21 protein-coding genes are annotated in these 21,590 nt (G+C 72.3%); 10 read left to right on the forward strand and 11 right to left on the reverse strand.

Annotated features, from left to right (window positions below):
- Position 1 precedes the first annotated feature (1 nt).
- The 3 genes from ACFYZA_RS26190 to ACFYZA_RS26200 all read right to left on the reverse strand — a co-directional run bounded on the left by ACFYZA_RS26190 (position 2) and on the right by ACFYZA_RS26200 (position 3,595).
- Positions 2 to 790 (reverse strand): HAD family acid phosphatase, encoded by a 789-nt coding sequence (locus tag ACFYZA_RS26190; RefSeq protein WP_382592826.1) that lies wholly within the window; start codon positions 788 to 790, stop codon positions 2 to 4.
- Positions 791 to 1,466: 676 nt separating this feature from the next.
- Positions 1,467 to 2,609, reverse strand: a complete 1,143-nt coding sequence (locus ACFYZA_RS26195; RefSeq protein WP_388493050.1) for a hypothetical protein — start codon at positions 2,607 to 2,609, stop codon at positions 1,467 to 1,469.
- Positions 2,606 to 3,595 (reverse strand): 5-dehydro-4-deoxyglucarate dehydratase, encoded by a 990-nt coding sequence (locus ACFYZA_RS26200; RefSeq protein ID WP_388493051.1) that lies wholly within the window; start codon positions 3,593 to 3,595, stop codon positions 2,606 to 2,608. The genes ACFYZA_RS26195 and ACFYZA_RS26200 overlap by 4 nt, the downstream gene beginning before the upstream one ends.
- Positions 3,596 to 3,886: 291 nt before the next feature.
- On the opposite strand from ACFYZA_RS26200, the gene ACFYZA_RS26205 reads away from it, so the two are divergent.
- Entirely contained in the window at positions 3,887 to 4,696 is an 810-nt protein-coding gene (locus ACFYZA_RS26205; RefSeq protein WP_388493053.1) for an NAD-dependent epimerase/dehydratase family protein, read from the forward strand.
- Between the two features lie 191 nt (positions 4,697 to 4,887).
- The gene (locus tag ACFYZA_RS26210; protein ID WP_388493196.1) at positions 4,888 to 6,078 is read left to right on the forward strand and encodes a TerD family protein; all 1,191 of its coding nucleotides are present in this window, start codon (positions 4,888 to 4,890) and stop codon (positions 6,076 to 6,078) included.
- Between the two features lie 107 nt (positions 6,079 to 6,185).
- On the opposite strand, the gene ACFYZA_RS26215 is transcribed toward ACFYZA_RS26210, so the two are convergent.
- Positions 6,186 to 6,356 (reverse strand): hypothetical protein, encoded by a 171-nt coding sequence (locus ACFYZA_RS26215; protein ID WP_382598861.1) that lies wholly within the window; start codon positions 6,354 to 6,356, stop codon positions 6,186 to 6,188.
- Entirely contained in the window at positions 6,353 to 6,526 is a 174-nt protein-coding gene (locus tag ACFYZA_RS26220) for a hypothetical protein (protein WP_388493054.1), read from the reverse strand. Before ACFYZA_RS26220 ends, ACFYZA_RS26215 begins: the two co-directional genes overlap by 4 nt.
- A 108-nt stretch (positions 6,527 to 6,634) precedes the next feature.
- Between ACFYZA_RS26220 and ACFYZA_RS26225 the strand changes: the two genes are divergently transcribed.
- The 4 genes from ACFYZA_RS26225 (at position 6,635) to ACFYZA_RS26240 (ending at position 10,098) form a co-directional block, all read left to right on the forward strand.
- Positions 6,635 to 7,843, forward strand: coding sequence for a helix-turn-helix domain-containing protein (locus tag ACFYZA_RS26225; protein ID WP_388493055.1), 1,209 nt, complete (start codon positions 6,635 to 6,637; stop codon positions 7,841 to 7,843).
- Positions 7,840 to 8,385, forward strand: coding sequence for a flavoprotein (locus ACFYZA_RS26230; RefSeq protein ID WP_382598855.1), 546 nt, complete (start codon positions 7,840 to 7,842; stop codon positions 8,383 to 8,385). The genes ACFYZA_RS26225 and ACFYZA_RS26230 overlap by 4 nt, the downstream gene beginning before the upstream one ends.
- Positions 8,386 to 8,394: 9 nt before the next feature.
- Positions 8,395 to 8,574, forward strand: coding sequence for a hypothetical protein (locus ACFYZA_RS26235; RefSeq protein ID WP_382598853.1), 180 nt, complete (start codon positions 8,395 to 8,397; stop codon positions 8,572 to 8,574).
- 306 nt (positions 8,575 to 8,880) lie between these two features.
- Positions 8,881 to 10,098: a beta-ketoacyl-[acyl-carrier-protein] synthase family protein gene (locus tag ACFYZA_RS26240; RefSeq protein ID WP_382598851.1), complete on the forward strand. Its 1,218-nt coding sequence runs from the start codon at positions 8,881 to 8,883 to the stop codon at positions 10,096 to 10,098.
- A 115-nt stretch (positions 10,099 to 10,213) separates the two neighbouring features.
- Here ACFYZA_RS26240 and ACFYZA_RS26245 read toward each other — a convergent pair whose 3' ends face one another.
- Positions 10,214 to 11,662 (reverse strand): hypothetical protein, encoded by a 1,449-nt coding sequence (locus ACFYZA_RS26245; protein WP_382598849.1) that lies wholly within the window; start codon positions 11,660 to 11,662, stop codon positions 10,214 to 10,216.
- A gap of 308 nt (positions 11,663 to 11,970) precedes the next feature.
- Between ACFYZA_RS26245 and ACFYZA_RS26250 the strand changes: the two genes are divergently transcribed.
- Positions 11,971 to 13,806 (forward strand): endonuclease/exonuclease/phosphatase family protein, encoded by a 1,836-nt coding sequence (locus ACFYZA_RS26250; RefSeq protein ID WP_388493058.1) that lies wholly within the window; start codon positions 11,971 to 11,973, stop codon positions 13,804 to 13,806.
- 107 nt (positions 13,807 to 13,913) lie between these two features.
- On the forward strand, positions 13,914 to 14,330 hold the full coding sequence (locus tag ACFYZA_RS26255) for a PPOX class F420-dependent oxidoreductase (protein ID WP_382598844.1): 417 nt from the start codon (positions 13,914 to 13,916) through the stop codon (positions 14,328 to 14,330).
- Positions 14,331 to 14,480: 150 nt separating this feature from the next.
- Here the strand turns inward: ACFYZA_RS26255 and dapD are convergent, their stop codons facing one another.
- Complete coding sequence (gene dapD / locus ACFYZA_RS26260; protein WP_382598842.1) at positions 14,481 to 15,476, reverse strand: 2,3,4,5-tetrahydropyridine-2,6-dicarboxylate N-succinyltransferase; 996 nt, start codon at positions 15,474 to 15,476, stop codon at positions 14,481 to 14,483.
- Positions 15,477 to 15,486: 10 nt separating this feature from the next.
- Positions 15,487 to 16,722 (reverse strand): MFS transporter, encoded by a 1,236-nt coding sequence (locus tag ACFYZA_RS26265; RefSeq protein WP_388493059.1) that lies wholly within the window; start codon positions 16,720 to 16,722, stop codon positions 15,487 to 15,489.
- A gap of 182 nt (positions 16,723 to 16,904) precedes the next feature.
- Between ACFYZA_RS26265 and ACFYZA_RS26270 the strand changes: the two genes are divergently transcribed.
- Positions 16,905 to 17,789, forward strand: coding sequence for a winged helix-turn-helix transcriptional regulator (locus tag ACFYZA_RS26270; RefSeq protein WP_382598839.1), 885 nt, complete (start codon positions 16,905 to 16,907; stop codon positions 17,787 to 17,789).
- 8 nt (positions 17,790 to 17,797) lie between these two features.
- Here ACFYZA_RS26270 and ACFYZA_RS26275 read toward each other — a convergent pair whose 3' ends face one another.
- Both ACFYZA_RS26275 and ACFYZA_RS26280 read right to left on the reverse strand, forming a co-directional pair.
- Complete coding sequence (locus ACFYZA_RS26275; protein WP_382598838.1) at positions 17,798 to 18,121, reverse strand: DMT family transporter; 324 nt, start codon at positions 18,119 to 18,121, stop codon at positions 17,798 to 17,800.
- 91 nt (positions 18,122 to 18,212) lie between these two features.
- Positions 18,213 to 18,749 (reverse strand): TetR/AcrR family transcriptional regulator, encoded by a 537-nt coding sequence (locus tag ACFYZA_RS26280; RefSeq protein WP_388493061.1) that lies wholly within the window; start codon positions 18,747 to 18,749, stop codon positions 18,213 to 18,215.
- A 144-nt stretch (positions 18,750 to 18,893) separates the two neighbouring features.
- Between ACFYZA_RS26280 and ACFYZA_RS26285 the strand changes: the two genes are divergently transcribed.
- The gene (locus tag ACFYZA_RS26285; protein WP_388493062.1) at positions 18,894 to 20,027 is read left to right on the forward strand and encodes a hypothetical protein; all 1,134 of its coding nucleotides are present in this window, start codon (positions 18,894 to 18,896) and stop codon (positions 20,025 to 20,027) included.
- 7 nt (positions 20,028 to 20,034) lie between these two features.
- Here the strand turns inward: ACFYZA_RS26285 and ACFYZA_RS26290 are convergent, their stop codons facing one another.
- Entirely contained in the window at positions 20,035 to 21,357 is a 1,323-nt protein-coding gene (locus tag ACFYZA_RS26290) for a DUF3616 domain-containing protein (RefSeq protein WP_388493198.1), read from the reverse strand.
- Positions 21,358 to 21,590: the final 233 nt, after the last annotated feature.

Here is a 21,590-nt window from a genome sequence, read left to right on the forward strand (position 1 = left end):
CTTACGGCAGGAAGTACATCGGGTTCGGGATCTTGTACGTGTTGTCGGCGTAGCCGCCCGAGAGGTCGGTGTACTGGTCGCCGAGGTTGGCCACGATGTTGTAGCCGAGCGACTCGATGTGCTTGCGGGTGCCGGCCTTGTAGTCGACCGTGGAACAGGTCCAGGTGGGCTTGCCGCAGCTCAGGTAGGCCGGCGGGTTGGCCTTGTCCTTGAGGAAGAAGTGCGCCGGGTCGACCGGCACGTCGTAGCCCGCCTTGGTGAGGTTGACCGCGCTCGCGGTGCGCTGCGAGGCGTCGCGCCCGGTGAGGAAGAAGACGGTGACGCCGTTCTTGGCGGCGTAGTTGACGAGATCCGGCATGCCGAACACGGCGATCGACTTCGCGCTCTGTACGTACGCGTCGAAGGCGGCGGCGTTGTAGGCGAAGCCGTTCTTCTTCTCGTAGTCGTACGTCAGCAGCGTCGTGTCGTCGACGTCGAGCACGATGGCGGGCTTACGGCCGTCCCGCCCCGGGTGCTCGGCGGCGTGCTTGATCTGCTTCTTGGCGCGGGCCTCTATGCCGGCGACCTGCTTGGCGTAGTTGCTCTTGGGCGATGCCTGGAAGTTCCCGGAGGCGTCGGCCGTGCCGCCGTAGTACGCGTTGATCTTGTCTTCGACCTTGGTGACGTTGGGGATCTCGCGGTCCGACCTGGGCACGGAGTTGTCGGCGGAGGCCGCGCCCACGCCGTAGGCGGCGACGCCGGTGAGGGCGAGGGCGGCGGTGGTGGCGGCGGCCTTGGTGAGAATGCGCATGGGCGTCTGTCTACGCGCATCACACGCGCCCCGCCAGGGCAAACACCCATTTCTTTGCCGCACCGTGTCCTACCCCGGGTAGCCCCCACCCCGCCGAGCGTGCCCACCACCCCCTCAACTCCCCCTGTCCCAGGGCCCGTACGGGCTTGCACAGTTCCCCGCGCCCACCGTGCGGGGCTGCTCGCGCGGTTCCCCGCGCCCCTTAACTCGCTTTCGTACGCAGGTCGCGGCCGGTTGCTCGCGCAGTTCCCCGCGCCCCTAACCCCGTTCTCGACCGTCCGCCGTGCGTGGCTGGTCGCGCAGTTCCTCGCGCCCCTAAATGCCTTGGTGCTGGCCAGCACGGGCATCTTCAGCCCGTCCGGCGTTTGAGGACGAGCGCCGTTCAGGCGTGAACGGGGTCTGGGGCGGAGCCCCAGGGGGCCGAACCTCTCGGTACCGCCGCACGGGAGGTGGGTGGGAGAACGCGCGAACGGGGTCTGGGGCGGAGCCCCAGGGAGCCGAACCCCTCGGTACCGCCGCACGGGAGGTGGGTGGGAGAACGCGCGAACGGGGTCTGGGGCGGAGCCCCAGGGGGCCGAACCTCCCGGTACCGCCGCACGGGAGGTGGGTGGGAGAACGCGCGAACGGGGTCTGGGGCGGAGCCCCAGGGAGCCGGGCCTCGGTGCTGCCGGGAGGCCTAGCCCGCCACCCCCGCCTTGCGCACCGCCTCCAGGTCCGCATCCGACGCCAACCCCGCGTGATAGAGCCGAAGTTCCGTCGCCCCCAACGCCACCGCCCACGCCGCATCGTCCGCCAACGACAAGGGCCGGCCCCCCATCCCCGACACCACCGTGAGGTTCGCGGCGACCACGGCCCCCTCGGAGCCCGCCGCCGCGAACGGTTCGAGCAGCTCCGGCCCGCCCGCCCACGGCACCACCACCCCGTCGGCCAGGCCGAGGACGTGCCCGGCGTCCACCCCCACGTTCGCCCCGCACCGCGACGGCCGCGGATCCCCGTGCAGCAGCACCTGGAACCCCGGGCCACCCCGGTCCCGTACCGCCGCCACGACCGCCTCCTGAAGCGCCCGCGCCACCCCCGTACGGAAGCCGAGCGTCGCCGCGAGCAGCTCGGCGCCGGCCGCGCCCACCGTCCCGCCGCGCCACACCGGCTCCAGTGCCCAGCGCACCCGTGCCCTCAACTCCCCTACGCCCAGGCCGATTTCCTCGTACCCCTGCCCGCAGGACGGGCAGAAGCAGAGCGACATCAGGTACTGCGCGGTGTCGTCGAGGGCCACGCCCGCGAGCTTGTCGTGGGCGTGCAGATGCGCGAGCCCGTACCAGCCGCACGACTCCAGCTCGGTGCCGAGCGCCCCCGGCCGCACCGCCGCCTCGGCCGCGAGCGCGACGAGGAGGGCGCGCACCCGGGGCTGCGCGATGCAGGGTGCCCACGGGTAGCGGTCGCCGTAGACGTTGACGACCGAGGTCTCGCGATGTTCCGCGCCGAGCCGGGAGTTGTGCGCGAGCACCACCCAGGAGTGGACGTCGAGTCCGGCCTCCGCGAGCGCCCGCGCGGCCCGCCCGAACGCGTCGCCCGGCGCCCAGTCCCCCGCCGCGTACGGTCTCAACTCCCGCCCCCGCCAGTACAGTTCGTCCGGCGGATACAGCAAGGCCGCATGCTCGGCGGTCACGATGCGATGACGCGGATGACGGGGCGTCAGAGCGCGGGTCGAGTGGTAGGCCGAGGCGAGCGTCACCTGCCGGACGCCGAGGTCGGCGATGCGCGCGGGGGCGTCGGGGTCACCGAGGACGTCCCAGGGGTAGAGGAACGCGGAGGTCTTCACGCCCCCACCCCAGCCGCACCCGCCCCGCTCTCGCTGCCCCCGCTCCCGCCCTCGTCCGGCCCGAGCAGCGCACGCCCCCGCTCGATCAGGCCGGCCAGTTGCTTGACGTGGGCGGCGTCGGGCTCGCTCAGGGGCGGCCGGACCTCGCCGACGTCCAGGCCGCCGAGCCGCACCCCGGCCTTGACCAGCGAGACGGCGTACCCGCGCCCCTGGTTGCGCAGTTCGACGAGCGGCGCGAAGAAGCCGTCGAGGAGGCGGTTGGCCAGCGCGTCGTCGCCCGATTCGAGCGCGCGGTGGAAGGCGAGCGCGATGTCGGGCGCGAAGCAGAAGACGGCGGAGGAGTAGAGGGTGATGCCGATGCCGCGGTAGGCGAGGCCGGTGAGTTCGGCAGTGGGCAGCCCGTTGAAGTACAGCGGGTGCAGGCCCGCCGACCGTACGGCGCTGACGATCCGCTGCATCAGATCGAGGTCGCCCAGGCCGTCCTTGAACCCGATGATCCCGTCGACCCGGGCGAGCGCGACGGCGGTCTCGGGGGTGAGGACCGCGTTGTCGCGCTGGTAGACGATGACGTCGAGCGAGGTCGCCGCGGCCAGTTCGCGGTAGTGGTCGAGCAGGCCGGCCTGGTCGGCGACGACGAGATAGGGCGGCATCGCGAGCAGCCCGTCGGCCCCGGCCTCCTCCGCGAGCCGGGCGTACTGGACGGCGAGGGCGGTCCCGTACCCGGCCCCCGCGACGACGGGGACGCGGCCCGCGCTCTCCTCGACGGCGGCGGCGACGCAGGCCCCGAACTCCTGGGGGGTCAGGGCGTGGAACTCCCCCGTTCCGCAGCACGCGAACACGGCGGCCGCGCCCGCCTCGATGCCGCCCCGCACATGCGCGCGGAAGGTGTCGAGGTCGAGGCCGCCGTCCGGTCCGAACGCGGTCACCGGGAAGAACAGCGGTCCGCTGACGTGAGTGAGTCGGGCGGCGAGCGGGGCTGAGGTCACGGGCTGCTCCCTGGGCAAGGACCGTCGGGCTAAAACCGTCGTGCACAATTCTGACTGTCGTCCATATCTCTGAACGGCTCCACGCTACGCCCGCGCCAGGGCGCCGGTCAAGCCGAACAGCCGCGACGCACAAGCGGATTGAGCACCCGGGTACGACACTTGACTCGGCTCGTCCGCGCTCCCTAGCGTGTCCACACATGTGAATGGTGGCCACGAATGGATCTGCCCGTTGACCGCCGACGGCAACGCCCCGGGCCCCGTACGGACCGCCCCGCACCTGGAGGAGAGCCCATGCCCCGACCCCGCACCGTCCTGCTCACCGGCGCCGCCGGGGGGCTCGGCACCCTGATGCGCGGGCTGCTCCCGGCGTACGGGTACGAGCTGCGGCTCCTGGATGTGCTGCCGATCCCCGGCGAGCCCGACGCGATCACCGCCGACCTCGCCGACAAGGACGCGCTGCGCGAGGCGGTTCGCGGGGTCGACGCGGTCCTCCACCTGGCGGGAATCTCGCTCGAAGCCTCCTTCGACAAGATCCTCAGGGCCAACATCGAGGGCACGTACAACCTCTACGAGGCCGCGCGCGAGGAGGGCGTGGGGCGGATCGTGTTCGCCTCGTCCAATCACGCGGTCGGCTTCACGCCTCGCCCGCAAGGCACGGACCCGCTGATTCCGGTCGGCGTCCCGCACCGACCCGACACCTTCTACGGCCTGTCCAAGGCCTTCGGCGAGGATCTGGCCCAGTTCTACTGGGACAAGCACGGCCTGGAAACCGTCTCGGTCCGCATCGGCTCGTGCTTCCTGGAGCCCACCTCCGTACGGATGCTGTCGATCTGGCTGAGCCCGGGCGACGGGGCCCGCCTCTTCGACGCCGCGCTCACGGCCGAGGGCGTCGGACACACCGTGGTGTACGGCTCCTCCGCCAACACCCGCCTGTGGTGGGACCTTTCCCCGGCGCGGGCGCTCGGCTACGAGCCGCGCGACGACTCCGAGCAGTACGCCGAGAAGCTCGTTGCCGAGCAGGGCGAACTCGACCCGGCCACCCCGGAGGGCGGCCGCCTCGGCGGCGCCTTCACCACCGACCCGCCGATGTGGCCCCACTGACGGCGGGAGCGTACGTACGGCGGGCGCGGACGAGGGGCGCGCGGGGAGCACATACGGCGGGCGCGGGCGGAGGGCGCGCGAGAAGCACGAACGGCGAGCGCGGACGAAGGCTGGCAGAAAGGGGCGCGGGCATTCGGTCGAGGTTCAAGGAACCGTAAAGCGGCGCCGCTCGTTTCCGGGGCATGACCGCAATGACCCCTGGCTCGAACCTCCCGCTCCCGACCGCCCGCGTGACGGTGGACGTGGCCGCCCCCGTGCGGCTCGACGTCTCGGGCCTGCTGCTCACCGCAGACGGCAAGGTGCGCTCGGACGACGACTTCATCTTCTACAACCAGCCGCAGGGCCCCGGCGTGACCCACCGCTCGGGCGGCGGCACCGCGCCCGACGCGATCGTGGTGGACACGACGGCCGTGCCGCCCGGCATCGAGAAGATCGTGGTCACCGCGAGTCCGGACGCGGCGGGCCAGACCTTCCAGGGCATCGAGCCCACGGCCACCCTGCGCAACGGCGACGACGGCAGCGTGATCGCCTCGTTCACCCCGCCCCAACTCGGCACCGAGACGGCCCTGGTGGTCATGGAGATCTATCTGCGCGGCGGCGCCTGGAAGGCCCGCGCGGTGGGCCAGGGGTATGCCAACGGCCTCGCCGGGATCGCCACGGACTTCGGGGTCTCGGTCGAGCAGGAGCCCGCGGCGGCCCCGGCCGCGCCCCCGATGCCGGCCGCCCCGCCGGCCGACCCCCGCCTGGCCGCCCCGGCGGCACCGCAGGCACCCGCCGCGCCGGCCCCCGCGCCCGTCGGCGCCGGAAAGATCAACCTCGACAAGGGCCGGGTCAGCCTCCAGAAGAACCAGACGGTGTCCCTGGTCAAGGGCGGCCGCCCGCTGCTCTCCCAGGTCAAGATGGGCCTGGGCTGGGAGCCCGCGTTCCGGGGCAAGGACATCGACCTGGACGCATCGGTGATCGCCTACGGCCCGCAGCGCAACCACCTGGACAGCTGCTACTTCGGCAAGCTCTCCATCCTGGACGGCGCGATCAAGCACTCCGGCGACAACCTGACGGGCGAGGGCGCGGGCGACGACGAGGTGATCGTGGTCGACCTCGGCCGCATCCCGGCGGAGGCCACCGGCCTGGTCTTCACGGTGAACTCCTTCTCCGGCCAGAAGTTCACGGAGGTCGCCAAGGCGTACTGCCGCCTGATCGACGCGGCGAGCGGCGAGGAGCTGGTCCGCTTCGACCTGACGGGCGCGGAGCCGCAGACCGGCGTCATGATGGCCAAGCTGATCCGGCAGTTCTCCGGCGAGTGGGAGATGACCGCGCTCGGCTCGTTCGTGAAGTCCCGCACGGCGCGAGGCATGGTGAAGCCGGGGGCGCAGGCGCTGTAGCTGTCTGCGGGTCAGAGACCCGGGGCACGCGATGCGCGTCATCGTGGCAGGTGACCGCCTCTCCGGACGCGACCTCGGCCAGAGAGGCCCCCGCCCCGCCTGCGCGGTCACCGTCGCGGAGCGCGACAGGCCGGGTCGCCGTTCAGGTGCTTCCAGTTGTCGGGGCGGGCCCCGCTCGCCGAGGCCCACGCGCCCGCTTGGCCCGCAGGAACAGCGGCGCCCACGATGGGCCGGTCGCAGTAGACGCAGAACTTGGTGCCGCTCACGCCCAGCGTCATGACGCCTGCTCCGTCCGTTCGATCGTCTGGTACAGCGGGAGATGCCGCGGGCAGGAGTAGATGACCGCGCCGACTCCGGCCGGCGTGTGAACTTCGCCGACCTTGACCGGCTCATCGGTGAGCGCGCCGTCGTGACAGCAGCGCTCCCGCCGTCTCTGGTGCTCCGTCATCGCGTACTCCGCAGGTATGGCCGAGGCGTGATCTCCTGTTTCTGCACCGTAAGGCGCGATACAACAGGGGTGGGCACGCAAAGTGCGTGCCTCGTTGGGGAGTGCGCCATGGACACTGGCCACATCGGTCGCCGCATCGCCTACTGGCGTGACCGGCGAGGCTTCACCCAGACCGACTTCGGCCGGCTCATGGGGCAGACCAAGCGGTGGGTGCAGGACCTCGAAGGCGGCAAGCGGCAGTCGGATCCCCGGCTCTCGGTACTGATGCGCGCGGCCGAAGTCCTGCGCATCCCTCTGGAGCAGCTCTTGTCCGACGCACCGCTGCCCGTCGCCGACGACGTGGCACCCCCCGAGGCCGGCGCGGTCATCGACGCCCTCTACCGCAGGCCTGAACCGGGCGCTCCCCCGCCGTCCCTCACCGATCTCCAGCGCAGGCTTGTCTACTGCTGCGAGGCATTTCAGGCCTCTCATTACGGGGCTCTGGGTCGAGACCTTCCCGCCCTGATCGTGATGTCTCAGGCCGCCGCCGACCGATCATCGGGAGGCGGAGGCGCATTCTTGCTGCTCTCTCGCAGTCTGCAACTGGCGGCCTCCTTCCTGCACAAGTACGGGAAGGCGACTGCGATTCCCGCCGCAGTGGTCGCCGACCGGGCGCTGACCGCTGCCGAACAGTCCGGGGACCCAGTGGCGATAGGGGCTGCTGCCCGTCGGGTTGCGAAGTCCCTGACCTACCAACAGCAGCCCGTCGCAGCAGTCGAGTTCGCGTTGGCTGCGGCTGGCCGACTGTCCTCCGACCTGCAAGCCTGCGGCCCCTTGGGCCTGTCGACGCTCGGCATGCTGTATCTGAATGCGGCGATCGCCGCGTCAAGTGTGCAGCGATCGACGGAAGCGGTACGCACGGCCACGGGGTACGTGGACGAGGCGGCAGACATCGCCGATCAGCAGGGCACGGACCTGAACGAGGACTGGACGGCCTTCGGGCCTACGAACGTGAAGATGCACCGGGTCGATGTGCTGACTCGCTTCGAGGACGGCTGGTCCGCCCTCGAAGCGAGCGCCGACCTGGACTCAAGTGCTCTGACCGCGCTGACTCATGAGCGGCAGGCCCAACATCACATCACGATGGCACGCGCTCAGCTCTTGGCACGGCACAAGGAGGCCGCGGCTAAGTCGCTCCAGGATGCGGCCAGTCTGGCGCCGGAGGAGGTCTGCGGGCGTCCGACCACGATCAGCCTGGTCAAAGATGTCGTGGGGGCGACGGCCGCGCCGGATTCGGGCTTGCGCGCGCTGGCCGAGCGCTGTGGACTCCGCACATGACACGAGTCCTCTACCTGATCGCCTGCGCGGCCGGTCCCACACAGCACGTCGACGACGGGGTCCGGCAAGCCCAGGACCGCGGCTGGAACGTCTGCCTGGTGCTCACGCCGTCGGCTGCCGACTGGTGGGCGCCGCGGAAGAGCGAGTTGGAGGAACTTACAGGGCATCCGGTCCGCTCGCGGTACAAGCTGCCTGGTGAGTCCGATGCCCTGCCGAAGGCGGACGCGATGCTGATCGCGCCGTTGAGCTGCACCAGCTTGAACAAATGGGGCAGCGGGATTGCCGACACTCTGGCCCTGGGACTGGTCTCGGAGGGGGCGAACCTCGGTGTTCCGGTGGTGGCCATGCCGTACTTCAACCGGGCGCAGGCAGCCCAGCCGGCCGTGGCCCGCAGCATCGCCGATCTGCGTGCTCAAGGGGTGCGGTTCTTGGACGGCCCGGATGGCTACCAGTCACATCCGCCCAAGCAGGGGGACCCGAAGGCGTTCCCGTGGGGTCGGGCTCTCGACGAAGCAGAGTCGATTGTCAGTGCCCAGCAGTAGCCTCGATCCATGCCTCGTACACCTGCCGCTCCTGGCTCCGCGCGCCCTGCCGCGGTGATCAACGCACAGATTCGCGGGCTCGTCGATGGTGGCGGGCTCGGGTCCGACGAGTACCTGGAGCTGCTGGTGGAGTGGGCTGTGGCGGTGCGTTCGGAGGGCCTGCGCGCGGACGTGACCGAGGCGGCCTGAGCTCTCGCCGGAGGCCTGCGTCCGACCGAGGTACATGATGTCCAGCTCGTCGCTCCAGGCGATCCGTACGGCAGCGCGGAGCTTCCAACGGCTCTCGGCGGCCGGGGGCGAGGCCCGGCCCCGCCCGGTTGGCGTCGGTCCTGCCAGGGACGCTCAGCACACGAAAGTGGGCCCAGAGGCGCGCGGAACCGCGCGAGGACCGCCCTGCCGCAGGGGCCCAGCATGTGGGAACCCCACAACACCCCCGGGACAAATCGCTGCGGCCGCCCCATCCCCCCGAGGCCGGCGGACTGGCAGGGTCGGGGTATGAGCGATCTTGCAGAAGTACTCGTCACCGGCCTCGGCGCGATCACCCCGCTCGGCGCGGACGCGGCCTCCACCTGGGCGGGGATGCTGGATGGCGCCTCCGGGGTCACGCTGATCGAGGAGGAGTGGGCGGCCGGGCTGCCGGTCAGGGTGGCGGCCGGGCTCGCCGTGGACCCGCTGTCGCTGATGGCCCGGGTCGAGGCCCGCAAGCTTGATCGGTGTGAACAACTCGCGATGATCGCCTCCCGCGAGGCCTGGCGGGACGCGGGCACCCCCGAGGTCGCGCCGGAGCGGCTCGCGGTGGTGATCGGCACCGGCACCGGAGGCGTGCTGACCACGCTCGGCCAGGACGACACGTTCGAGCGGGGCGGGGCCCGGCGGCTCTCCCCGTACGCCGTGCCGATGCTCATGCCGAACGGGCCCGCCGCCTGGGTGTCGATGGAGCTCGGGGCGCAGGGCGGGGCCCGTACGCCGGTCAGCGCCTGCGCGTCCGGGGCCGAGGCGATCGCGATGGGCCTCGACCTGATCCGCGCGGGGCGGGCCGACGTGGTGGTGGCCGGCGGCACCGAGGCGTGTCTGCACCCCTTCACCATCGCCGCGTTCGCGCAGATGAAGGCCCTCTCCACCCAGGAGCACGACCCCGCCTCGGTGTCGCGGCCCTTCGACGCGGACCGCAGCGGGTTCGTGATGGGCGAGGGCGCGGGCCTGGTCGTCCTGGAGCGGGCCGGGTTCGCGCGGGCGCGCGGGGCCCGGGTGTACGGGTCGGTGGCGGGAGCGGCCGTGACGTCCAGCGCGGACCACATCACGGCCTCGGACGTGGCCGGGCAGGTCCGGGCGATCGAATCGGCGCTGCGGGACGCCCAGTTGGGCGCGTCGGACATCGGCGTGGTGCACGCGCACGCCACCTCCACGCCGTCGGGCGACCTCGCCGAGGCGGAGGCGGTGGCCAAGGCGATCGGCACGCATCCGGTGGTGACGGCCACCAAGTCGATGACCGGGCACATGCTGGGCGCGTCCGGCGCGGTGGGCGCGATCGCGGCGCTGCTCGCCCTGCGCGACGGCACCGTACCCGCCACCCGCAACCTGGACCGCCTCGACCCGGCGGTCTCCCTCGACGTGGCCGCCGGTGGGAACCGCCGGGGCTCCTGGGACGCGGCGCTCGCCAACTCCTTCGGGTTCGGAGGGCACAACGTGAGTCTGGTGCTCGGCCGCGCTTGAGACTCCGCCGACCCGGCCCCCGGCCGGCGGTCCCGGGGCGCGGGCCCGGACACGCCCCGGCCCCCTGACCGGAGGATCAGGGGGCCGGGGCGGGCGCCCGCCGGGCGGGGCGGGGTCAGACGCGGGAGCGGGCCTTGAAGGCCGCCTTGCGGGCCTCCTTGGCGGTGGACTTGTCGGGGTGGAGGCGGCCCATCGCCTCCAGGACGTCGGCGGTCGCGGGGTGCTCCACCCGCCAGGCCGCGTCGAAGAACCCGCTGTGCTGGCCGACCAGGCCCTCGACGAGCTCCTGGAGCTCCTCCAGGTCACCCTCCACCGCGAGCTGCGCCGCGATGGTGTCGATGGCCAGCCAGAAGATCATCGTCTCGGACGGCGGCGGCACGTCGAGCGCGCCGCGCTCGGCGAGCCAGACCCGGGCCAGGCCGCCGAGTTCGGGGTCGGCGAGGACCTCGCGCACCGCGGGCTCGGCGGAGGCGCCGGTGAGGGCGAGCGCCTGCTGGCAGTGCAGCCTGCGCAGCGGACCGCCCTCGTCGTTGCCGCGGGCCGCGGCGAGCAACTCGCCCGCCGCGTCGGCCGGTTGACGCCGGGCGAGCCACTGCTCGGTCTCGGCGCGGGCCGAGAGCTCGGGGAAGAAGGCGATGCCGTCGAGCAGCGCGTCGGCGCCCTTGTCGGCCAGGTCGCCCACGGCCGGGGCGTCCACGCCCGCCTCCAGCATCCGGGCGCGCACGCCGTAGAGGCCGAGCGGGGTCAGCCGGACCATGCCGTAGCGGGCGACGTCCTCGTCGTCGACGGGCGGCGCGGGCTCGTCGCCCACCTCGGCCATCAGGGCCTCGTCGACGGGCTCGTACTCGACCAGGCCGATCGGCTCCAGGAGCCGGAACTGGTCGTCGAGCCGCATCATCGCGTCGGAGACCTGCTCCAGGATGTCGTCGGTGGGCTCGCCCATGTCGTCGGGGACGATCATGGAGGCGGCGAGGGCGGGCAGCGGCACCGGCCCCTCGGGGGTGCCGGTCTCGCTGACGGTGAGCAGGTAGAGGTTGCCGAGGACGCCCTCCAGGAAGTCGGCCTCCTCCTCCGGGTCCCATTCGAGGCGCTCGAAGTCGATCTCGCCGTCCTCGCCGACCAGGTCGGCGAAGTCGTCGATCATCGGGGCGGTGGCGTCGGCGAAGACCACGTCGAAGGCGTCGAGCCAGATCGCGAGCACATCGTGCGGCGATCCGGAGGTGAGCACGCCGAGGTTCTCGCCGACGGAGGCGGTGCCCTCTTCGTCGTCGTCCTCGGCGCCCGCCGCGTCCTGGATGTCGACGAGGCCGGTGTCGACCGCGACCCGCCAGGCCTCGCTCGCGTACGCCGGACCGTCCTGGTCGTCGCCCAGGCCGAGTTCGGCCGCGGCCGCGGGCAGTTGCTCCTCGACGAGTTCGCCGCCCGCGCCGACCCGTGTGTCGGGGCCGGCCCAGCGGGCGAGCCGCACGGCGCGGGCGAGCAGCGGGGCGGACAGCGCGTCCCGGGCCAGCTCCGCCTCGGAGTTCAGCCGAACCGGCGGCAGGGTGGGGCGGTCTCCGGACATCTGGGGGTACTCCTCGGCCGTACGGTCTGGGCGCTCTGGTCGCGCTGGGTCAGCGGTGTCGAGCGGCACCCAGCGTAGACGCATTTCACCGGGTTTCGTTGCGCCGGCCGCCCGCGCCCGGTGCCCGCCCCGCCCGGCGCACCGCGCCCCCGGTCGCTCCCGCGCCGCTCCCCCAGGGATTCATCTACCCGTCGGTAGTCGTCCACCCGGCACCTCTTGACAACTCCCCACCCCAGACAAGAGATTGACGCGCGTAGAACCGCACCGCCGCACGCGCCTTCTTCCCTCATCACCCTCGGAGAACCTGAATGCCCGTTCCAAGAACCGCCGCCGTGTCCGCCGTCGTCGCCGCGGCGCTCGCCGCCGGCCTGGTCTGCGCCGCCTCTTCCCAGGCGGCCCCCGCCGCTCCCGTCGCGGCGAAGATCCACGACATCCAGGGCACCACCCGGATATCCCCGCTGGCGGGCCAGCAGGTCACGGGCGTGACCGGTGTCGTCACCGGTGTGCGCGCCTACGGGTCCTCCAAGGGCTTCTGGTTCCAGGACACCCAGCCCGACAGGAACCCCGCGACCAGCGAGGGCGTCTTCGTCTTCACCGGCTCCAACCCGACGGTCGCCGTGGGCGACGCGGTGGAGGTCTCCGCCACCGTCACCGAGTACGTGCCCGGCGGGGCGGCCTCCGGGAACCAGTCGGTGACCGAGCTCTCCAAGCCGACCGTCACGGTCGTCTCCTCGGGCAACGCGGTGCCCGCGCCGGTCGTCATCAACGCCCGCTCGGTGCCCGGCCGGTACACGCCGAACGGCGACCCGGCGGCCGGCAACAGCGTCAACGGCCTGGCCCTCCAGCCGAAGAAGTACGCCACGGACTACTACGAGTCCCTCGAGGGCATGAACGTCCGCATCGGCACCTCGCGGGTGGTCGGCGCCACGGACCCGTACTCCGAGCTGTGGGTCACGGTGAAGCCGCAGGAGAACCGGACGGCCCGCGGCGGCTCCCTGTACTCCTCGTACAACGACCAGAACACCGGCCGGCTCCAGATCCAGAGCCTGATCCCGACCGCGCAGCAGCCCTTCCCCACCGCGAACGTCGGCGACACCCTGACCGGCAGCACCGAAGGCCCCCTGGACTTCAACCAGTTCGGCGGCTACACGATCACCGCGCGCACGCTCGGCACGGTCAAGGACAATGGCCTCAAGCGGGAGATCACCCGCAAGCAGCGCACCGGCGAGCTGGCGGTGGCCACGTACAACGTGGAGAACCTGGACCCGACCGACCCGCAGTCCAAGTTCGACGCGCTGGCGCAGGGCGTGGTGACCAACCTCGCCTCGCCGGACATCGTGGCCCTGGAGGAGATCCAGGACAACGACGGCGCGAAGAACGACGGCACCGTGGACGCCTCGGCGACCGTGAAGAAGTTCACGGACGCGATCGTCGCGGCCGGCGGCCCGGCCTACGAGTGGCGTTCGATCGACCCGGAGAACAACAAGGACGGCGGCGAGCCCGGCGGCAACATCCGCCAGGGCTTCCTGTTCAACCCGGCGCGGGTCTCCTTCACCGACCGTCCCGGCGGCGACTACAAGACCGCCGTCGGCGTCACCGGCACCAAGGGCCACCCGGCCCTGACCCTTTCCCCCGGCCGGATCGACCCGGCCAACGCGGCGTGGGGGGACAGCCGCAAGCCGCTGGCCGGCGAGTTCGTGTTCAAGGGGAAGACGGTCTTCGTGATCGCCAACCACTTCGCCTCGAAGGGCGGCGACGAGGGCCTGGTGTCGCAGCACCAGCCGGTGCCGCGCTCCTCGGAGGCCAAGCGGCTCCAGCAGGCGCAGGCCGTCAACGCCTTCGTGAAGCAGCTGCTCGCGGTCGACAAGCACGCGGACGTCCTGGCCGTCGGCGACATCAACGACTTCGACTTCTCGGGCACGACCAAGGCCCTGGAGGACGGCGGCGCGCTGCGCTCGGCCTACCGCACGCTGCCCAAGAAGGAGCGCTACTCCTACGTCTACCAGGGCAACACCCAGGTCCTGGACCAGATCCTGACCAGCCCCGCGATCCGTGGCTTCGACTACGACAGCGTGCACATCAACGCGGAGTTCGCGAACCAGACCAGCGACCACGACCCGCAGGTCATCCGCTTCCGCCCGTAGCGGTACGCGCTCGGGCGGGCGGCCGTCGGCAGCACGACGGCCGCCCGCGCGAGCGGCGGGGCGGTCAACTCCCGCCCCTGGATCCGGCGTTGATAGCGTCCTGGTCCATGACGACCAAGATCCCGAACGACACCGCCTCCGTGATCCCCGCCGGCCACGAGGACCTGCTGACCCGTCCCCTCTTCGTGCACCTCGCCACCAAGGGCCCGAACGGCGTCCCGCACGTCAACCCGGTCTGGCAGGTGTGGGACGGCGAGTTCCTGCGCTTCACCACGACGACCACGCGCCGCAAGTACAAGAACGTCGTCGCCGACCCCCAGGTCTCCGTCTCGGTCAACGACCCCGACGAGCCCTACCGCTATCTGGAGGTCCGGGGCACGGTCGAGCGCATCGACCCCGACCCGACGGGCGCGCTCTTCGACGTCCTGGCCCAGCGGTACGGGCTCGCGTACGAGAAGCCGCTGGACGACGCCGAGCACCGGGTGGTCCTGGTCGTGCGCCCGGAGCACACCACCTCGCAGTGACCCCGGGCGCCCCGCTCACACCAGGTTGCCGCCGCCGCCCACGAAGAGCACCTCGCCCGTGATGTTCGGGCGGACACCCGCGGGCGGGTGGGCAGGCCCCCGGGGTCCGGGGCGTAGCCCCGGGGGCCCCGGACTTCCGGGCGGCTCCGGCTAGTTGTGGGCGTGGAGAACCTCGTTCAGGCCACCCCACACCGCATTGTTCGGCCGCGCCTCGACCGCCCCCGTGACGGAGTTCCGCCGGAACAGGATGTTGGACGCGCCCGACAGCTCGCGGGCCTTGACGATCTGCCCGTCGGGCATGGTGACCCGGGTACCGGCGGTGACGTAGAGCCCCGCCTCCACGACGCACTCGTCGCCGAGCGCGATCCCGACCCCCGCCTCGGCACCCACCAGGCACCGCTCACCGATGACGATGCGGACGTTGCCGCCGCCGGACAGCGTGCCCATCGTGGACGCGCCGCCGCCGATGTCGGAGCCGTTGCCGACCACGACGCCGGCCGAGATGCGGCCCTCGACCATGGACGTGCCGAGCGTGCCCGCGTTGAAGTTGACGAAGCCCTCGTGCATCACGGTGGTGCCTTCGGCGAGGTGCGCCCCGAGGCGTACCCGGTCCGCGTCGGCGATGCGTACGCCCTTGGGCGCCACGTAGTCCGTCATGCGCGGGAACTTGTCCACGGACGTCACCTGGAGGTGCAGCCCCTCGGCGCGGGCGTTGAGGCGGACCGTCTCCAGGTCGTCGACCGCGACCGGGCCGAGCGAGGTCCAGGCGACGTTCGCGAGCAGCCCGAAGAGGCCGTCCAGGCTCTGGCCGTGCGGCTTGACGAGCCGGTGCGAGAGGAGGTGCAGCCGCAGATAGGCGTCGTGCGCGTCCAGCGGCTTGTCGTCGAGCGAGGCGATGACCGTACGGACGGCGACGACCTCGACCCCGCGGCGCTCGTCGGCGCCGACGGCCTTGAGCGCACCCGCGCCGAGCAGTTCGGCGGCGCGCTCGGCGGAGAGGCGCTCGGTGCCGGCCGGGCCGGGCTCGGCGACGGCCACGAGCTCGGGGGCGGGGAACCAGGTGTCCAGGATGGTGCCGTCGGCGGCGATGGTGGCGAGTCCGGCGGCCGCGGCGCCGGTCGTAGCAGTAGCAGTCGTGTCGGTCATGACCCAAAACCTAACCGGCCGCGGCCCGCCGGGGCGAACCGGTCTCAAGTGCCGGGCCCGTGTCCAGTCCGGCGGCCCCGCCGGGCAGCCGCCGCGCCCACAGCACGGCCAGGCCCGCGAGCGCGGCGAGCAGGGCGCACAGCGGCCAGAGCAGACCGGGCGCGCCGGCGTAGAGGGCGCCGCCGAGCGGCGGGGCAAGGACCTGGCCGCTGATGGAGGCGCCCGCGTACAGGCTCTGGAAGCGGCCCTGGGCGTGGGCGGGCGCCTGGTCGGCGACGTACGCGGTGGCGGTGGTCTTGTAGAGGATCTCGCCGAAGGTGAGCGACACCATCAGGGCGACGGCCGCGCCGAGCGAGGCGCCGGGCACCAGGGCCGTGTATCCGAGCCCGACCAGGAGCAGCCCGGCGCCGATCACGGGCAGCGGGGCGCGCCTGCGCAGGGCGTGTGCGGCGGGGAGTTCGAGGCAGAGGATGACGCCGCCGTTGAGGGCGATGAGCCAGCCGTACACCCGGGCGTCGAGGCCGTGGTCGCCGAGGAAGACGGGCAGGGTCGAGTACTGCTGGCGGTAGACGAGGTCGACGCAGACGATCGCGGCGAGCAGCACGAGGACCGCGGGCCGGGCCCGCAGTTCGGCGCGCAGCGGCTGCGCGTCGGCGGCGTGCGGCCGCCGGGGCGCCCCGGCGGCGCCGTGGCCGGGCAGCACCCGGGCCGCGTACGCCGCGAAGAGCAGGGTGGCGATGCCGTCGGCGACGAAGAGCCAGCCGTAGGAGAACCGGGCCGCGATCAGCGCGCCGAGCGGCGGCCCGATGGTGAACCCGGCATTGCTCGCGAAGCGCATGACGGCGAAGCCCTGGCGGCGGCCGCCCTCGGCGACGCTGACCGCGATGAGGGCGGAGTTGGCGGATCTGACCACGCCTGCGGCGTACTGGGCAAGGGGCAGCGCCGCGTAGAGCGCGGCGACCGGCAGCAGGGCGATGACGCACAGGACGCCCCCGCTGACGACGGCGCCGGCGAGCAGCGCGCGCCGGTGGCCGTAGGCGTCGCCGAACCAGCCGCCGGTGAAGTTCCCGGCCACCAGGCCGACGCCGCCGATGCCGCTGAGCACTCCGGCCTGGGCCACCGTCATCCCGCGCGGGCCGGTCAGCCAGACGAAGAGATAGATGAAGGTGAAGCTGACGACCGCGTTGAAGAAGATGCCGCAGCACAGCAGTCGCACGCTTCTTGGCACTGCGCGCAGTGTGTTCACTCCGCCCGCCCCCCGAGCTCGATACCTGAACCGGTCGTAGTGGATTCCCCTCGGAGGTGCTCGGCGAGCCCCCAGTGAGTTCCTTATGGGAACGGACTATGGCAGCATGGCCCCCGCAGGTCAACGGGGGTCGCCCAGCGGGCCGGAGACGGCCCGCTGGGCGGGCGCGAAAGGATGGGCGCATGCCTCAACGCACCCGGCTCGACGACGAGCACTGCGCCATCGCCCAGGCCCTGGACGTGGTGGGCGACTGGTGGACCCTCCTGATCGTGCGCGACACGGCACGCGGAGTGCACCGCTTCGACGCGCTCCAGCGGGAGCTCGGCATGTCCCGCAAGGTCCTCGCCGAGCGTCTGAAGCTGCTCGTGGAGTGCGGGGTGCTGCTGCGCGAGCCGTACCAGGAGCGCCCGGTGCGCCACGAGTACCGGCTCACCCCGCGCGGCCGTGCCCTGCTGCCCGTACTGATCGCGCTCCAGGACTGGGGAGACACCTGGGTGCTGGGGGAAGGAGAGACGATGGCCACCTCGACTCGGACGTCGGGCGAGACGGAGCGGGTGCGGGAGCTGGTCGGCACCCGGCTGCCGGAGCTCCAACTGACGGACTTCGACGGGGAGTTGAGGGATCCGGTCGCGTCCTCGACGCCGTACACGGTCCTGTACTGCTTCCCCGGCGCCTACGCCCGCGCCGAGTCGTACCCGCCGGGCTGGGCCGGGATCCCCGGCGCGCGCGGCTGCACCCTGGAGTCCTGCACCTTCCGCGACCAGCTGGCGCGGTTCACGGCCGCGGGCGCGAGCGTGCACGGGGTGTCCACCCAACGCCCGGACGAGCAAAGGGCGTTCGCCGACAAGGAGGCCCTGCGCTTCCCGCTGCTCTCGGACACGGACCTCGACCTGACGGCCGCACTGCGCCTGCCGACCTTCCGCACGGCCGGGGTGAGCCGGCTCAAGCGGCTGACCCTGGTGGTCGACCGGGACCGTACGGTGATCGAGGCGATCTACCCGATCACCGACATCGAGGAGAGCGTGCGGGCCGCGCTGGCCGCGGTGCTCCGGGCGGCGGGGAACTGAACCCGGCTTCAGTGCGCGGCGCCGCCGAGGTTGAGCAGCACCACTCCGCCGATGATGAGGGCGATCCCGGCGACCTTGGCGGCGGTCATCGCCTCCCCCATGAACACCATGCCGATGGCCGCGATGACGGCCGTGCCCACGCCGGACCAGATCGCGTAAGCGGTGCCCACGGACATCGACCGCAGCGTCAGCGACAGCAGGAAGAAGGCGAGCACATAGCCGGCGCCGGTGATCAGCGAGGGCCAGAGCCGCGTGAAGCCCTCGCTGTACTTCAGCGCGGACGTGGCGACGATCTCCGAGCCGATGGCGCAGGCGAGCAGGACGTAGGGCATGCGGAACAGGATATCCGGCGATGCGTACGCCCGTACACATCGTATGACCCCCGGTTTTCGGCGGACTGTCGGGGCCGGGTGCCGCCCGGGTCTACCGCAGCAGCCGGGCGAGCAGGTCGCGGGCCTGGGCCTCGTCGTACGCGCCGCCGGTGAGCAGGGCCTGGAGGCAGATGCCGTCCATCACGGCGACGAGCCCGCGCGCGGTGACCGGGTCGGTGTGGCGGGCCAGCAGTTCGGCGACGGAGTCGGTCCACTCGGCCGCGACGGGCCGCAGCGCGGGGCGGCGCAGGGCGGCGAGGTAGAGCTCGTACTCCAGCTCGGCGCGGGCCCGGTCGCCGGTCAGCCACTCGCCCATCAGGCGGGCCAGTTCGACGGCCAGGTCGGCGCCGGGTTCGTCGAGCCGCACACAGTCGCGCACCGCCGTGGCGAAGCCCTCGTTGGCCTGGCGCAGCGCCGCGACGAGCAGCTCGTCGAGCGTCTTGAAGTGGTACGTCGTCGAGCCCAGCGGCACATCGGCCTCGGCCGCGGCCGTGCGGTGGCTGAGCCCCGCGATGCCGCGCTCGGCGACGACCTGGATCGCCGCGTCGATGATGCGCCGGCGCCGGTCGGGGTCGTAGCGGCGGGCCATCAGCGGTCCCCGGTGGTTCCGGCGGTGGTCCCGGCCTGGTCACAGAGCATGCCCCCGACCGTACCCGCAGGCCGTGCGGACTACGGTAAGGCGATCGATCAGGGGACGGGACGTACGGAGACGTGCGGGAAGTGCGAGGCAGCGGTGACGCAGGACATGGGGTGGGGCCCGGGCGCCCAGGGCGGACCGCCGGGACCGCCGCCCGGCTGGGGGCCCGGCTGGGGGCCCGGCTGGGGCGGTGCCTGGATGCCGCCGCCGCCGAAGCCGGGGGTGATCCCGCTCCGGCCGCTGAACCTCGGTGACATACTCGGCGGCTCCTTCGCCGCTCTGGGCCGCCACTGGAAGCAGCTCATCGGCATGGCCCTGGTGGCCTACGGGATCGCGGCGCTGGTGCTCGGCGGGGCGGCCGCGATCGCGGTGGCCTCGGTGCACGACCACTTCGATCCCGTCTTCAACCCGGACTACGACGTGAACCCGGCGCGTTCCGACGTCGAGCCGCTGGTGATCGCCGGGGCGATCGTCGTCGTCGTGGCGATCGCGCTGTGGCTCCTGTCGATGGCGCTGATGTACTCGGCGGTCCCCGCCGTCCTCCAGGACGCGGTCCTGGGGCGCCGCAGCACCTTCGGCGCGGTGTGGCGCACGTCCTGGTCCCGGTTCCCGGCCGTGCTCGGCACCCTCGCGATCCAGATGGGAGCCATGCTGGCCGCGATGCTCCTGTTCATCGGCCTGCTGGTGACGACGGTCCTGGCGAGCTCCGGCGCCGGTCACGACGCCCCGCCGGCCGCCCTCCTCGTGCTGTTCGCCGTGGGGTTCCTCGCCCTGATCCCGGTCGGCATCTGGCTGTGGGTGCGCTACGGCTTCGCGCCGGCGGCCGCCGTCCTGGAGAACCAGGGGCCCGTCGAGGCGCTGCGCCGCTCGGGCCGCCTGGTGAAGGACGCCTGGTGGCGCACCTGCGGCATCCTGATGCTGGTCGGCATGATCAGCGGGGTGATGGGCTACTTCATCCAGCTGCCGTTCACCTACGGCGGGGTCTTCGCGGCCATGCCGCTCGCCCTGTCCGACGACTCGCACGGCGCCAAGGCCGCCGCCGTCGTCATCATGGTGGTGCTCTATCTGATCGGCATGGTGATCAGCCAGTTCCTGTCGACCACGCTGCCGCAGCTCGGTGCCGGCCTGCTCTACATCGACCAGCGCATCCGCCGCGAGGACCTGGCCCCCGCGCTCGCCACGGCGGCGGGTGTCCCGCCGGTGCCGGCCGGCCCGGCGGGGACCCGGTAGCGGCGGTTCAGCCGGTCACGGTGAACCAGGTGGCCCGGGACTTCTTCCACTCGGCGTGGGAGAGGTCCTTGGCCTCGGTGCCGTCGCCGTAGAGGTCGGCGGAGCCGTCGTCGGTGATGAACTGCGCCCGGGCCCCCGCCTGGTTCAGGTCCGGCACGTCCACCACGGCCTCCCAGCCGCCGGGGTCGCTGGTCGGCAGGTCGGCCCGCTTGACGGGGGCGTGCCCGGCGACGCCGTCCCAGGAGTAGACCGCGTACGGGTCGGAGTTGTCGTCGGCGGCCCACGACCCGGCGACGATCAGATACTGGTCGGCGGCGTTCTTGCGGATGTCGCGGATGCTGAGCCCGCCCAGGTCGAGCTGGACGGCGGCGCCGAACACCGGCTTGGCGCCGCTGCCCACCACCTTGTCGAAGTTGGTGACGGGCACGATCAGCGCCTTGCCGCCGTTCGCCGGCGGCACGAGCGGCGCCCGGAACCCGATGTACGCGGTGCTCGTGGAGCCCGGCGCGAACTCCAGGCCCTCCACGTTGAACCCGTCGATCTGCTTGGGCACCTGGCCGTCGGCGGTCGCGGCGGCGAACCCGAAGCGGTCCCCGTTGGAGCGGTCCCAGGCCACGAGGTCGTCCCGCAGCTTCTTGTACGAGCCGCCGAGCGCGAGCTGGGTGGCGGCGCCCGACCCGGTGACGGTGGTGGTGAAGACGGTGTTGCGGTCGGCCTTGTACTCGCCGTCCTTGTTGTTGCCGAGCGAGCCGGTCCAGTAGATCGTGTTGCCGACGCGGGCCGCGCCCTCGATGTCGATCTCCTTGGAGACGCCGAGCTTGGAGCTGAAGTCCCAGGTCTTCACGGGCGCACCGGAGGCCGAACGGTCGTACAGGCGCAGCGTGTTGGACTCGTCGTCGGCCACGACGGCATAGCCGCCGCCCACGTCCACGGCGGCCGAGGCGTCGCTGGAGCCGGTGAGGTAGCGGGTGTCGGCGGCGTTCCGCACGGCGGCCGAGGCCGCGTAGTGCAGCGTCTTGGTGGCGGTCTTGCCGCCGAGCCCGGTGACCTTGATGGTGAGGTCCGTGTAGCCCTGCGCGTGCGCCGCGACGGCCAGCTGCCGGCTGCCGCCGCTCCCGGTGACGGCGACGTCCCCGGTCCCGGCCACCGAACTCCTGCTGCTCGCGGAGGCGGCGACGGTGAGCGCCGAGGCGTCGGCCCCGCTCTGCGCGACGGTCACGTTGACCACGGGGTCACCGGTGGCTCCCACGGCCCCCGACAGGTAGGAGGCGGAGAGCGAGATGGTCGGCGTACCGTAACTGGCGGCGTGTGCGAGGGAGTTGGGGCCCATGACGGCCAGCGTCAGCACGCCGGACGCGGCCGCGAAGGTCCTGGCACGGCGGAGCGATGGGTGGTGCGGCACGGGGATGGCCTCTCGTCGGCGGGGTGTCGCCGAGTAGGTTCCGGTCACCCCGCCAATTGCGGGCGTACGCCACGGGTACGGCAGGCGAACGTCAGCCGATCAGGCTCCCCACCGGTGCGGCAGGCGTCCGAACAGCCCCCCGACACGAAGAGGCCCCCGGC

This window comes from Streptomyces sp. NPDC001828, from assembly GCF_042892175.1.
In the GTDB taxonomy this organism is placed as follows: Bacteria; Actinomycetota; Actinomycetes; order Streptomycetales; family Streptomycetaceae; genus Streptomyces.